This window comes from Enemella evansiae, from assembly GCF_004362375.1.
Lineage (GTDB): Bacteria > Actinomycetota > Actinomycetes > Propionibacteriales > Propionibacteriaceae > Enemella > Enemella evansiae.
Map to the genome: position 1 here is coordinate 1 of NZ_SNXA01000004.1, position 12,692 is coordinate 12,692.

A 12,692-nucleotide genomic window follows, 5' to 3' on the forward strand; every position below is an offset into this window, starting at 1 on the left:
AACCATCCGATGCCTCAAACGCCACCTCGCCCGCACCATCTACCGAAACCTCAAAACCGACCTCATGACCACTTGACGATCTATAGGACCGTCGCGAGCCATTGCTCCGCTCCGCTGCGCATGGCTCGCTACTCGATGAACGTGCGGGTGCGGTGAGCTATTGCTCCGCTTCGCTGCGCATGGCTCGCTACTCGATGAACGTGCTGGTGCGGTGAGCTATCGCTCCGCTTCGCTCTGCATGCGGTGCTACTCGATGAACGTGCGGGCACGGCGGAGCCAGGCGGGCTCGTCTCCGTGGCGTTGGCTGGGGATGAGCTCGCCTGCTGCGCAGAGCTGTACCAGTTGCGCGGCCCGCCGGTCCCGGGTGGTCTGCTGCTTGGCGCCCAGGATCCAGCGCACGCAGATCTTTCGGTACCCGGGCGTGGCGGCGTCCCAGAACACCCGCGCCCGGGGATCGGCGGTGAGCGCTGCGGCGTACTCGCTCGGCAACTCACCCGCATCCAGCTCGTACGAATAGATTCCGGACCGTTCCTCGCCGCGCGCCTGGTACGCCGCCAGGCCGGCCGGGTGCATCCGGCCCTCGGCGATCAGCCGCTCGACATGCGCGATGTTCACCCGGCTCCACGTGCTGCTCTTCTTCCGCGGTGTCCAGCGCTGGGCGCGGGCGTCCTCACCCCAGGGGTGCGAGACGCTGTCGATCCAGCCGAAGCAGAGCGCCTCGGGGACGGCCTCCGCCCAGGTCAGCCCGCGGGGTTCGATGCCTTTGCGGCGCAGGCCCATCCACAGCTCGGTCGTGGTCTCGTGGTTCACCGCCAGCCAGTCGCGGAACTCGGTGGCCGAGTCGAAGAAGGTGACGTTGTGCGGCTGCGGCATGTACGGAATCTATCCGCAGGCGGGTGGGGGTTCATCTCGACACGGTCGCTGCGCGACCTACTCGATGAGCGTGGGTGGCGGTTGCTGCGCGAGCGACTCGATGAGCGTGGGTGGCGGTTCCTGTGCGAGCGACTCGATGAGCGTGGGTGGCGGTTGCTGTGCGAGCGACTCGATGAGCGTGGGTGGCGGTTGCTGCGCGAGCGACTCGATGAGCGGAGGGGTGGACAGGCACTAGTCTGGAGTTCATGTGTGCTCATGTGCTGACCTCTGTCGCGTGGCCGTATGCCAACGGTCCGCGGCACCTGGGTCACGTCTCCGGATTCGGTGTCCCCTCCGACGTGTTCGCCCGGTTCATGCGGATGCGCGGGCATCAGGTGCTGATGGTCTCCGGGTCCGATGAGCACGGTACCCCGGTCACCGTGCAGGCCGACAAGGAGGGGCTGACCACCCGCGAGCTGGTCGACAAGTATCACCGCCAACTGGTCGAGGATCTGCACGGGCTCGGGCTCTCCTACGACCTCTATACCCGCACCACCACCCAGAATCACCAGCGGGTGGTGCAGCAGATGTTCACCGCACTGTGGGACAACGGTTATGTGGTCTCCCGGACCCAGCTCGGCGCGATCAGCCCGTCCACCGGGCGTACCCTTCCCGACCGCTACATCGAGGGCACCTGCCCGATCTGCGGCTACGACGGCGCCCGCGGCGACCAGTGCGACAACTGCGGCAACCAGCTCGACCCGGTCGACCTGATCAACCCGCGCTCCCGGATCAACGGCGAGGTGCCCGAGTTCCGTGAGACCGAACACCTCTTCCTCGACCTGCCCGCCTTCGCCGACAGCCTCACCGGCTGGCTCAAGCAGCGCACCGACTGGCGCCCCAACGTGCTCAAGTTCAGCCAGAACTTCATCGACGACCTCAAGCCGCGCGCGATCACCCGCGACATCGACTGGGGCATCCCGGTACCGCTGGACGGCTGGGTCGACCAGCCGATGAAGAAGTTCTACGTCTGGTTCGACGCGGTGATCGGCTATCTCTCCGCCTCCATCGAATGGGCGCGGCGGATCGGTGATCCGGACGCGTGGAAGCAGTGGTGGAACGATCCGGAGGCGGTCAGCTACTACTTCATGGGCAAGGACAACATCGTCTTCCACACCGTCATCTGGCCCGGTATCCTGCTCGGCCAGAACGGTGAGGGGGACAAGGGCGGTACGCCGGGTGTCTTCGGTGAGTTGAACCTGCCGACAGAGGTCGTCTCCAGCGAGTTCCTGACGATGAGCGGCGCGAAGTTCTCCACCTCCCGCTCCCGGGTGATCTACGTCAAGGACGTGCTCGCCGAGTTCGGACCCGACGCATTGCGTTATTTCATTGCGGTTGCGGGACCTGAGAACAACGACGCCGACTTCACCTGGGACGAGTTCGTCCGCCGCAACAACTTCGAGCTCGCCAACGAGTGGGGCAACCTGGTGAACCGCTCGATCTCGATGGCGCACAAGAACAACGGCGAGATCCCCGCCGCCGGTGAACTCACCGAGGCCGACCAGAAACTGCTCGACGCCGCCCGCACCGCCTTCGACACCGTCGGCGATCTCCTTGCCCACAACAGGATCAAGAACGCGATCGGCGAGGCGATGCGTGTCGTCACGCTCGCCAACCGATACCTGTCGGACCAGGAACCGTGGAAGCTGAAGGACGACCCGGCCCGCCGCGACACGGTGCTGCACTGTGCGCTGCAGCTGGTCGCCGACTGCAACACCCTGCTCACCCCGTTCCTGCCGCACTCGGCGCAGAAGGTGTTCGAGGCGCTCGGCGGCGAGGGTGTGTGGGCCGCGCAGCCGGAGATCCGCGAGGTCTCCGAGGAGGGCGGGCCGGACTATCCGGTGCTGATGGGGGACTACGCCGCAGCGCAGGCCAGCTGGGAATCGCGGCCGATCAAGGTCGGTACGCCGCTGCAGAAGCCGTCGCCGCTGTTCGCCAAGCTGGATGAGAAGCTCGGTGAGACCGGGCCGAGCTGGGCGCCGATCAATGAGTGAGGGGGCGGGGGAGTTCGCCGACCGGGTGGTGCTGATCACCGGTGGTGCGTCGGGGATCGGTGCCGAGACCGCGCGCCGGTTCGCCGCGGCCGGGGCCCGGGTGCTGATCGCCGACCTCGATCAGGAGGCCGCCGAACGCCTGGCCGCCGAGCTGCCCGGCGCTGCGGCGTACCAGGTGGATGTCGCCGATGCCGATTCGGTCGAGGCGTTGCGCACCGCGGTCGAGCAGGACCTCGGCCGCCTGGACGTGCTGCTGCACGGGGCGTACCACGCCGGCGACGAGGGCGAATCCCTGCTGTCATCGACCGTCGACCAGCTGCGGCTCGATCTCGAGGCCACCCTGCTCGGCCCGATGCTGGTCAGCCGCGCCCTGCTGCCGCTGATGATCTCCACCGGCGGGGGTGTGGTGCTGGCGATCGGTTCGGTGAACGGGCTCGGCTGGTACGGCGGGCACGGGTATTCGACGGCCAAGGCGGGCCTGCTGCACTTCACCCGGACCCTGGCCGCCGACTTCGCCGAGCAGGGTGTCCGCGCCAACGCGGTCGCCCCCGGCACCGTCGAGACCCCCGCCTGGGCGGACGCCAAGGCCGAGGACCCGGGCCTGATGGAGCGGATGGGATCTCGCTATCCGCTCGGCCGCGTCGGCCAACCGGGGGACATCGCCGACGCCCTGCTCTTCCTGGCCAGCGACCGCGCCGCCTGGATCACCGGCACCGTCCTCCCCATCGAGGGCGGCATCCTGCTCACCAACCGCCTCCGCGGCACCAGGGAGTGATCCCGGGTCGCCGAGCTCTCCGCTGCGACCCCCGCAAATCAATGGCGTTTTGATGCCCGTGTGGCATCAAGGATTTTTCTGATGCCCGGGTGGCATCAAGGATTCTTCTGATGCCCGGGTGGCATCAAGGAAATCTTTGACCCTGCCTCGGCATCAAGGAATTCTTTGATCCCGACCGGGCATCAAAGCTGCATCAGTTTGCCCGGGGGTCCGAGGGGCAGATTCGGCGGCGATGGCGCGGCGTTGCCGGGCGCGACGGCTCCACATCGGGGCGACCACACCGCCGGTACGCGCCAGCCGGACGGCGAGCAGCGCCGCGACCGTGGTCAGCAGCACCACGGTGACCACGCTGGCCTCGGCGCCGAAGACGCCGCCGGAGATCAGCGGATTGCCCTCCGGCAGCACCCGCAGCAGACCTGTCTGGGTGCCGGTACCGGAGACGGTGATGCCGAGAATCGGACCCTGGACGACGTTCCAGGCGAAGTGGAAACCGATCAGCAACCACAGCGAGCGGCTCCAGGCGTACAGCACCCCGAACAGCAGGCCCGCCTCCAACCCGATCGCGATCGCGCCCCACCAGGTGGCGTCGGGGTTGCCGAGATGCATCATCCCGAAGCCCAGTCCGGAGAGCAGGATCGCCAGCCAGGTGCCGAGGACCTCTTCGGCGAGGCGATAGAACACCCCGCGGAACAGCAGCTCCTCGCTGATCCCGGCGACCACGCCGACCACGAACACCATCCGCCACCAGTCGCCCACCTCCGCGGGCCAGGCGGCACCGGTGATCCGGAAGCCGCCGAGCAGCCAGATCACCCCGAACGACACCAGGATCGCCAAGGTCCCGAACAGCAACCCCCAGGCCAGGCCGAGTGCCCGCCGCGGCGCCAGCTCCACCGGCGGCCGACGGCTCTCGATCAGCAGCGTCAAGATCGCATAGGCGAGGACGCTGCCGAGCAGCTGGATCGCCGCTCCGACCACCATCTGGGTGGCCGAGGTCGCACCGATCAGCACCGCGAATCCCAGGAAGAAGACCCCGGCGCTGGCGGCGAACAGCAGCACGAACAGCAGCAACCTCAGGAACGGGTTGAACCGCACCGGGATCTTCGTCCGCAGCGATCGGGGTGGGGCATCGGCCGCCAACCCGTCGAACCGGGTGATCGGGCCGGCGGAAAGCACCGTGGGGTAGGCCTTCATTGCCCGAGCTTAGCCCGCACCTCGGTCTTCAGCTGGGACATCAGGGTCGCCGCCAGCGTCCGGGAGCCGGTCAGATCGGCGGCACTCTGCTCCGGCGGGATCCGCACCTCCAGGTAGCACTTCAGCTTCGGTTCGGTCCCCGAGGGCCGCACCGTGACGGTCACGAACGCGCCGCTGAGGCGTACCGCATCCGTCGGCGGCAGACCCGACCAGCCCTCGGCCAGATCGGCGTAACCGACCGGATCGCCACACAGCTCGGTCGGCGGGTCGGCGCGCAACCGATCCATCGCATCACGGATCACCTGCAGATCCGATACTCGCAGCGACCACTGGTCATCGAGGTGTACGCCGTGGGCGGCGGCCAACTCGTCGAGCCGGTCGGCGATCGTCAACCCCTCGGCCTTCAACCGGGCCGCCAGATCCAGCACCCGCACCACGGTGGAGATGCCGTCCTTGTCGGCGACCGCCGCCGGATCGCAGCAGTAGCCGATCGCCTCCTCATAACCGAAGGCCAGCCCCGGTACCCGGCCGATCCACTTGAACCCCGTCAGCGTGACTGTGCTCGGCTTCCGGTACGCCGCAGCGATCGCGTGCAGCATCGACCCCGAGACGACCGAGTTGGCGTACTCCCCGGTGACCCCACGGCGGCAGAAGTCGTCGGCGAGCAGCGCGCCCAGCTCGTCGCCGTGCAGCATCCGATACCCCTCGACGACGCCCGGGATCGCCACCGCACAACGATCCGCATCGGGATCGTTGGCGATCACCAGATCGACCCCGTGCTCGCCGGCCAACTCCAGCGCCAGATCCATCGCACCGGGTTCCTCGGGATTGGGGAAACCGACGGTGGGGAAGGCCGGATCGGGCTGGGCCTGGGCCGCGACCTCGATCCCGGCGGGGAATCCGATCCGGCGTACCACCTCGTCCACGACGGCCCCGCCGACGCCGTGCATCGGCGTGTAGACCCAGGAGATCTCGCGGGGGCCGGCCGGATCCAGCAACGCGACGAGCCGGTCGGCGTACGCGTCCAGCAGGTCGCTGTCGATCCGGGCGTGGTTCGTGGAGCGGGGCAGGTCGGCGATCGGGGTCTGCTCGGCGGCCCGGATCGCCGCGGCGATCTCGGCGTCGGCCGGCGGCACGATCTGCGAACCGTCGCCGAGGTAGACCTTGTAGCCGTTGTCCTGCGGCGGATTGTGCGAGGCGGTGACCACCACCGCGGCCACGCAACCGAGCTGGCGGATGCCGAACGCGACCACCGGGGTCGGCACCGGCCGGCTCGTGACCAGCACCTCGAAACCCTGTGCCGCAAGGATTTCCGCGGTATCGGCGGCGAAGACATCGGAGTTGTAGCGGGCGTCGTAGCCGACCAGTACGCGGGGCCGAGCAGCACGTTGGTCGAGTGGGTCGAGACCCTGCAGGTAGGCCCCCAACCCGGCGGCGGCGTAGGAGACGACGACCCGGTTCATCCGCCCCGGCCCGGGGCCGAGCGCCCCGCGCAACCCCGCGGTACCGAACTCCAGCGGCCCCGCGAAGGCATCGGCCAGCTCCTCGGCGGCCGCCGGATCCCCGGCGTCGGCCTTCTCCAGCAGATCGGCAGCCGCGGCCGCGGTCACCGGATCGGGATCGGCGGCGATCCAGGCCCGGACCTGCTCGGCCAGCCCGGCGGCCGGCATCAGAGCACCTCCACCAGACCACGCAGCAGCTGGGCCAGCCGGGGAGCGGCCTGTTTGCCGGCGGCGATCACCTCGGCGTGGTCGAGCGGCTCCGGGCTGATCCCGGCGGCCAGATTGGTGGCCAGTGAGATACCGAGCACCTCCAGCCCGGCGGCCCGGGCGGCGATGGTCTCCAGGGTGGTCGACATGCCGACCAGGTCACCGCCGAGCACCCCGGCCATCCGCACCTCGGCCGGGGTCTCGTACTGCGGCCCACCGAACTGCACATAGACCCCCTCCGGCAGGCTCGGGTCGACCTGTCGGGCCAGGTCGCGCAACCGTGCGCTGTACGCCTCGGAGAGATCGATGAAGGTGGCGCCGCGCAGCGGGGTGGCACCGGTGAGGTTGATGTGGTCGGCGATCAGCACCGGCGTACCGGGGCCCCACTCGCGGTGCAGCGACCCGCAGCCGTTGGTCAGCACCAGGGTCTGCGCCCCGGCGGCGGCGGCGGTCCGCACCCCGTGCGCGACGGCCTGGGGGTCGCGGTTCTCGTAGTAATGGGTGCGCCCGGTGAGGATCGCCGCGGTCCTGCCGTTCGGCGTACGCACCACTCGCAACTGACCACCGTGGCCGACGACCACCGGCGCGGAGAAGCCGGGCAGCTCGGCCAACTCCACGGCGCCGAGCGGCTCCCCGAGGTCATCGGCGGCCGCGGACCAGCCGGAGCCGAGCACCAGCGCCAGATCGAGACGGTCGATGCCGAGGCGCTCGCGGAGCGCGGCCGCGGCCGCCTGTGCCAGCTGGTCGGGGCCGGACTCGTCGGGGGTGGGGGCAGCTGAGATGTCGGTCACGGCGTCAGTCTAGGGAGTCCTCGGGCCCCGCACCCCCGCCGAGTAGGAGTGTCCGTCCGGGGATGGAACAATGGCCCCCGTGACTCGAGTGGTGATCATTGGTGGCGGACCCGGCGGATACGAGGCTGCGTTGGTGGGCAGCCAGCTCGGCGGGGATGTGACGCTGGTCGACACCGACGGCCTGGGTGGTTCGGCCGTCCTCACCGACTGCGTACCGAGCAAGACGCTGATCGCCACCGCCGAGGTGATGATGACGGTCAAGGGCTCGGAAGAGCTGGGCCTGCGCATCGACAACGACAACGGCACCGACAACGCCGACGGGGTGACGATCGACCTGGGCAAGGTGAACCGGCGGGTGCTGAAGCTGGCCGAACGGCAGTCGAAGGACATCCGCGACAAGGTGATCGCGGAGGGGGTCGAGGTCGTCAACGGCCTCGGCCGGCTGGACGGCCCCGCAACCGTGGTCGCCGAGACCGCCGAGGGGGAACGGCGATTCGACGCCGATGTGGTGCTGATCTCCACCGGTGCCCATCCGCGCGAACTGGTCACCGCCCAGCCGGACGGCGAACGGATCCTCACCTGGACCCAGGTCTACGACCTCACCGAGATCCCCGAGCACCTGATCGTCATCGGCTCCGGCGTCACCGGTGCCGAGTTCGCCAGCGCCTATGACGCGCTCGGCGCCCGGGTCACCCTGGTCTCCTCCCGGACCACCGTGCTGCCCGGTGAGGACTCCGACGCGGCCAAGGTGCTGCAGGACGTCTTCACCGAACGCGGCATGGAGGTGCTGTCGGAGTCCCGCGCCGAGTCGGTGACCCGCGACGGGGACACCGTCACCGTGAAGCTCACCGACGGGCGGACCGTCACCGGATCGCACTGCCTGATGGCGGTCGGCTCGATCCCGAACACCGCGGGCATCGGTCTGGAAGAGGCCGGGATCACCCTCGACAAGGGTGGTTTCATCGAGGTCGACAAGGTGTCGCGGACCAGCGCCCGTGGGGTGTACGCCGCGGGCGACTGCACCGGGGTGAACATGCTCGCCTCGGTGGCGGCCATGCAGGGCCGGATCGCGATGTGGCACGCGCTCGGCGACGCGGTGGCCCCGCTCGATCTGAACGTCGTCTCCTCCAACGTCTTCACCTCCCCCGAGATCGCCACCGTCGGCGTGACCCAGACGCAGGTCGACTCCGGTGACGTCCGCGCGCTGGCGATCAACATGCCGCTGGCCACCAACCCGCGGGCCAAGATGCAGGGCATCCACGAGGGGTTCGTGAAACTGTTCTGCCTGCCCACCACCGGCATCATCGTCGGCGGCGTGGTGGTGTCCCCGCACGCCAGCGAGCTGATCCACACCATCTCGCTGGCCGTCTCGGAGAAGATCACCGTGGACAACTTCGCCCACGACTTCACCGTCTATCCGTCCCTGTCCGGATCGATCGCCGAGGCCGCCCGCCGGCTGCACGGCCACTCGACGGACAAGCTGGAGAAGCACATCGAGATCTGATGGGCATCCCCGAGGCGCTGCGGCTGCTCACCGGCACCGGATCGGTGGCGGTGCTGACCGGCGCCGGGATGTCCACCGACTCCGGGATCCCTGACTACCGCGGTCCGACCGCGCCGAAGGCGAACCCGATGCTCTACGCCGACTTCGTGCGGTCGGCGGAGAACCGGCGCCGCTACTGGTCCCGCTCCTATCGTGGCTGGGCGCGGATGGGCTCCGCGCTGCCGAATGCCGGTCACCAGAGTCTGGCCCGGTTGGAGGCCGGTGGCCCGGTATCGGGGGTGATCACCCAGAACGTCGACGGCCTGCACGAGGCGGCCGGCAGCCGCTGTCTGGTCGCGTTGCACGGCCGGTTGTCCCAGGTGGTCTGCCTGGACTGCGGGGCCCGCAGCGGCCGGGAACCGTTGCAGGACAGGATCTCCCGGCTGAACCCCGAGATCGAGGTCACCGCCGACAATCAGCTGGCCGCCGGGCAGGCGGAACTGCGACCCGACGGCGACGCGGTCGTCGAGGACTGGCAGGACTTCGTGGTGCCCGAGTGTCTGGCCTGCGGGGGCGTACTGAAACCCGATGTGGTGTTCTTGGTGAGTCGGTGCCGAAACCGCGGGTGCAGCGCTGCTTCGAGATCGCCGAGTCGGCGGATTCCCTGCTGGTGCTGGGATCCTCGCTGACGGTGATGTCCGGGCTGCGGTTCGTCCGGGGTGCGGCACGCCGCGGCCAGCCGGTGGTGATCGTGAACCGGGGTGTCACCCGCGGCGACGAGCTCGCCGACGCGAAGCTGGAGCTCGGGGTCGCGGAGTTCCTGGCCAGCTGGGAGAACGCGGTGAACGGCATCGCTCAGCGGGTCGCCTCGGCGAGCAGCTGAAGGATGTGCTGGTAGGGCCGGCCGGTGGCCCGGGTCATCCCGATCTCGCAGGTCCGGTTCAGCGAGGCGTACGCCGAGAACTCGCGCGTGGTCACCTCGGCCGCCTCCGGTGCGGTCGCCGCCGCGGTCAGCTCCGGATGCAGCAGCCCGCGGTCCCCGGCGAAACCGCAGCAGCCCCAGGCGGTCGGCACCACGACCTCATCGGCCACGGCCTCGGCGATGGCGCGCAGGTCGTCGTCGAGACCGAGCTGGCGTGAGGAACAGGTGGGGTGCAGCACCACCGACGGCAACCGGGTGGTGATCGTCAACCGCGGCAACAACTCGTTGCGGGCGTAGCTGACCAGATCGAGGATCTGCAACTCCGGTTGGGAATCCCCGGCACCACCGGCAGCGGTGTGCGCGGATTTCAACAGCCCTTCGGTGCAGGACGCGGCATCGCAGACGATCGGCAACCGGCCCTGGTCGGAGGCGTCGACGAGCGCGGCCACGGTGCGCCGCGCCATCGCCCGGTGTCCGGCCTGCATGCCTTTCGATGACCACGGTGTGCCGCAGCACAGGCCCGGCAGCCGGGACGGGGTGCGCACCGCGATCCCGGCGCGCCGGAACAGTTCCTCGACCGCCCGCGCCAGCGGCTGTTGCCCGTCCTCGGGGCCGAACATCGTCTGGATGCAGGCGTCGAACCAGACGACCTCGGCGTTCGGTGCCCGCCAGCCCTGCCGCGGTGGCCCACCGGCCGGCAGGCCCTGGTCGTAACGCGGCACCTGGTCGCTGCCGAGCAGCCGGCGGCCGAGCTCACTGGCCGCCGTTGCGGCCCCGGGTGCCGCCGCGGCCGCGGTGAGGGCCAGTGATCCGACCCCGGTGAACGGTGCCCAGGCGGTCGCCGCCGCCCGCCAGGCACCGCCTGCGACGGCGTGGTGCCGATCGCCGCGCAACCGGCGGGCCAGGTCTCCGGTGTCGATGCTCACCGGGCAGGCGGTGCTGCACATCCCGTCCGCGGCGCAGGTGTCGTTGCCGGCGTACTCGTAGCGTTCGCTCAGCTCCGCGACCAGCTCGTCGTCACCGCGCGCCCGGGCGGCCACCAGTTCGCGGCGGGCCACGATCCGCTGCCGCGGGGTGAGGGTGAGGTCGCGGCTGGGGCACACCGGTTCGCAGAACCCGCACTCCACGCAGCGGTCCACCTCCTCCTCGACCGGGGCGGTGGTCTTCAGATTGCTGATGTGGGATTCGCTGTCCTCGTTGAGAAGTACGCCGGGGTTGAGCACCCCGTCGGGGTCGAAGAGCCGCTTCACCTCGATCATCACCTCGGTGAGCTCGTCGCCGTACTGGCGGCGGACGAAGGGGGCCATGATCCGCCCGGTGCCGTGTTCGGCCTTCAGCGATCCGCCGAGGCCGAGGATCAGTTGCACCATGTCCTCGGTGAAGTCGGTGTAGCGCTGCACGTCGGCACCGAACTCCTCGTTCAGCAGGAAGTGCACGTTGCCGTCCTTGGCGTGGCCGAAGATCACCGCCGCCGGGTAGGCGTACCTGTCGAAGAGCTCGGTCAGCGATTCGCAGGCAGCCAGCAGCGACGGTACCGGGACCACGACGTCCTCGAGCATGGCGGTGGTGCCCTGCGGACGCGCCTCGGCCACTGCGGCGTACAGGCCCTTGCGGACCGTCCACAGCGATGCGCGGGTGGCCGCGTCGGTGGTCATCTCGGCCGGCCCGACCAGCGGCAGCGCGGCCGTGACGGCCTCGGTGGTCCGCAGTCGTTCGGTGAGTTCCTCGGTGGTCGGCGCGTGCTGCTCGACCAGCAGGGCGGCATGGTTGGCGACATCCAGATTGCGGATCATCGCGGGGGAGTTGCGCAGTGCGCGGGCCACCCGCAGCGACTGGGCGTCCATCAGTTCCACCGTCGCCAGCCCGCTGTCGACCAGGGCGGGCAGTGCGGTCATCGCGGCCGACAGGGAATCGAAGACCAGCAGCCCGGTGCTGACCTGCGGGTACACCGGTACGGTGCGCAGGGTCGCCTCGGCGATGAACCCCAGGGTGCCCTCGGAGCCGATCATCAGGTGGGCGAGGATGTCGGTCGCGGAATCGAAGTCGGTGAAGGAATTCAGGCCATAGCCCATGGTGTTCTTCATCGAGAACTGATGGCGGATGATGCGCATCGATTCGGGATTGCCGCGGACCCGGTCGCGCAGCCGCAGCAGGCCGGCGTACAGGTCCGGTTCGAGGGCCCGCAGCCGCTCCTCGGCGTCGGCGGCACCGGTGTCGAGGACGGTCCCGCTGGGCAGCAGCACGGTCATCCGCTCCAGCGTCCGATAGCTGTTGAAGTCGGTGCCGCAGAGCATTCCGGATGAGTTGTTGGCGAGTACGCCGCCGAGGGTGCAGGCGCCGTCGCTGGCCGGGTCGGGGCCGATCTTGGCACGGTAGGGGGCGAGCCGGGCGTTCACCTGGCGGACCACCGCACCCGGTTGCACGCGGACCCGGGCGCCGTCGTCGAGCACGGTGATCTGGCCGAAGTGCCGGCGGGTGTCGGCGAGCAGGCCGTCGCTGACCGCCTGCCCGGACAGGCTGGTCCCGCCGGCGCGGAAGGTGAGGCCGTGGCCAGTGCGCTTGGCGCGGTGGATCAGCGCCGACAATTCGGAGATCGAAGCCGGGGCCGCGACCGCCTCGGGGATCAGCAGATAGTGCGAGGCGTCATGGGCGAGCGTCAACCGGTCGAAACGCTCGGTGCTCACCGTCGGCTCAGGGCTCATCCCCACACTGTCGCACAGCGAGCCCTGATGTTCATCGAGTAGCTGGCCCGGTGTAGCGAAGCGGAGCCGGGGCAGCGTGTCGAGATGAACCATCCGGTCGCTGCGCCTCAGCTGCTCATCTCGACACAGTGAGGATGGTGGTGGGGGTCCGGTGGCCTTGGGGATGATGTCTTTGGGGTCTGGGTTGTTCGTTTGACCGATCTCGACACTGGC

The 12,692-nt window shown here is 69.4% G+C and carries 10 protein-coding genes; 5 read left to right on the forward strand and 5 right to left on the reverse strand.

Annotated features, from left to right (window positions below):
* Positions 1 to 246: 246 nt before the first annotated feature.
* A complete protein-coding gene (locus C8D81_RS00545; protein ID WP_094431588.1) occupies positions 247 to 873 on the reverse strand; it encodes a YdeI/OmpD-associated family protein in 627 nt (208 codons plus the stop codon).
* A 245-nt stretch (positions 874 to 1,118) separates the two neighbouring features.
* On the opposite strand from C8D81_RS00545, the gene metG reads away from it, so the two are divergent.
* A complete protein-coding gene (gene metG, locus C8D81_RS00550; protein ID WP_094431590.1) occupies positions 1,119 to 2,906 on the forward strand; it encodes a methionine--tRNA ligase in 1,788 nt (595 codons plus the stop codon).
* On the forward strand, positions 2,899 to 3,681 hold the full coding sequence (locus C8D81_RS00555) for an SDR family NAD(P)-dependent oxidoreductase (RefSeq protein WP_094431592.1): 783 nt from the start codon (positions 2,899 to 2,901) through the stop codon (positions 3,679 to 3,681). Before metG ends, C8D81_RS00555 begins: the two co-directional genes overlap by 8 nt.
* Positions 3,682 to 3,834: 153 nt before the next feature.
* Here C8D81_RS00555 and C8D81_RS00560 read toward each other — a convergent pair whose 3' ends face one another.
* The 3 genes from C8D81_RS00560 to C8D81_RS00570 are packed head-to-tail and all read right to left on the reverse strand — an operon-like array spanning position 3,835 to position 7,363.
* Entirely contained in the window at positions 3,835 to 4,872 is a 1,038-nt protein-coding gene (locus C8D81_RS00560; RefSeq protein ID WP_094431595.1) for a CPBP family intramembrane glutamic endopeptidase, read from the reverse strand.
* Positions 4,869 to 6,542, reverse strand: a complete 1,674-nt coding sequence (locus tag C8D81_RS00565) for a phospho-sugar mutase (protein ID WP_094431597.1) — start codon at positions 6,540 to 6,542, stop codon at positions 4,869 to 4,871. Before C8D81_RS00565 ends, C8D81_RS00560 begins: the two co-directional genes overlap by 4 nt.
* Positions 6,542 to 7,363, reverse strand: a complete 822-nt coding sequence (locus C8D81_RS00570) for a purine-nucleoside phosphorylase (RefSeq protein WP_094431603.1) — start codon at positions 7,361 to 7,363, stop codon at positions 6,542 to 6,544. The genes C8D81_RS00565 and C8D81_RS00570 overlap by 1 nt, the downstream gene beginning before the upstream one ends.
* An 88-nt stretch (positions 7,364 to 7,451) precedes the next feature.
* On the opposite strand from C8D81_RS00570, the gene C8D81_RS00575 reads away from it, so the two are divergent.
* From C8D81_RS00575 to C8D81_RS21405, 3 genes are read left to right on the forward strand one after another with little or no spacing between them, the layout of a single operon-like run.
* Positions 7,452 to 8,876: an NAD(P)H-quinone dehydrogenase gene (locus C8D81_RS00575; RefSeq protein WP_208109051.1), complete on the forward strand. Its 1,425-nt coding sequence runs from the start codon at positions 7,452 to 7,454 to the stop codon at positions 8,874 to 8,876.
* Positions 8,876 to 9,544: a Sir2 family NAD-dependent protein deacetylase gene (locus C8D81_RS00580; RefSeq protein WP_229119587.1), complete on the forward strand. Its 669-nt coding sequence runs from the start codon at positions 8,876 to 8,878 to the stop codon at positions 9,542 to 9,544. Before C8D81_RS00575 ends, C8D81_RS00580 begins: the two co-directional genes overlap by 1 nt.
* The gene (locus C8D81_RS21405; protein ID WP_229119588.1) at positions 9,526 to 9,738 is read left to right on the forward strand and encodes a hypothetical protein; all 213 of its coding nucleotides are present in this window, start codon (positions 9,526 to 9,528) and stop codon (positions 9,736 to 9,738) included. The genes C8D81_RS00580 and C8D81_RS21405 overlap by 19 nt, the downstream gene beginning before the upstream one ends.
* Here C8D81_RS21405 and C8D81_RS00585 read toward each other — a convergent pair.
* Entirely contained in the window at positions 9,711 to 12,479 is a 2,769-nt protein-coding gene (locus C8D81_RS00585; protein ID WP_094431600.1) for an FAD-binding and (Fe-S)-binding domain-containing protein, read from the reverse strand. The genes C8D81_RS21405 and C8D81_RS00585 overlap by 28 nt on opposite strands.
* Positions 12,480 to 12,692: the final 213 nt, after the last annotated feature.

What these genes read in the sequence shown, in the direction of transcription:
- C8D81_RS00545 (WP_094431588.1), bottom strand. Translation starts at nt 873, where the DNA reads ATGCCGCAGCCGCACAACGTCACCTTCTTCGACTCGGCCACCGAGTTC.
- metG (WP_094431590.1), top strand. Translation starts at nt 1,119, where the DNA reads ATGTGTGCTCATGTGCTGACCTCTGTCGCGTGGCCGTATGCCAACGGT.
- C8D81_RS00555 (WP_094431592.1), top strand. Translation starts at nt 2,899, where the DNA reads ATGAGTGAGGGGGCGGGGGAGTTCGCCGACCGGGTGGTGCTGATCACC.
- C8D81_RS00560 (WP_094431595.1), bottom strand. Translation starts at nt 4,872, where the DNA reads ATGAAGGCCTACCCCACGGTGCTTTCCGCCGGCCCGATCACCCGGTTC.
- C8D81_RS00565 (WP_094431597.1), bottom strand. Translation starts at nt 6,542, where the DNA reads ATGCCGGCCGCCGGGCTGGCCGAGCAGGTCCGGGCCTGGATCGCCGCC.
- C8D81_RS00580 (WP_229119587.1), top strand. Translation starts at nt 8,876, where the DNA reads ATGGGCATCCCCGAGGCGCTGCGGCTGCTCACCGGCACCGGATCGGTG.
- C8D81_RS00585 (WP_094431600.1), bottom strand. Translation starts at nt 12,479, where the DNA reads ATGAGCCCTGAGCCGACGGTGAGCACCGAGCGTTTCGACCGGTTGACG.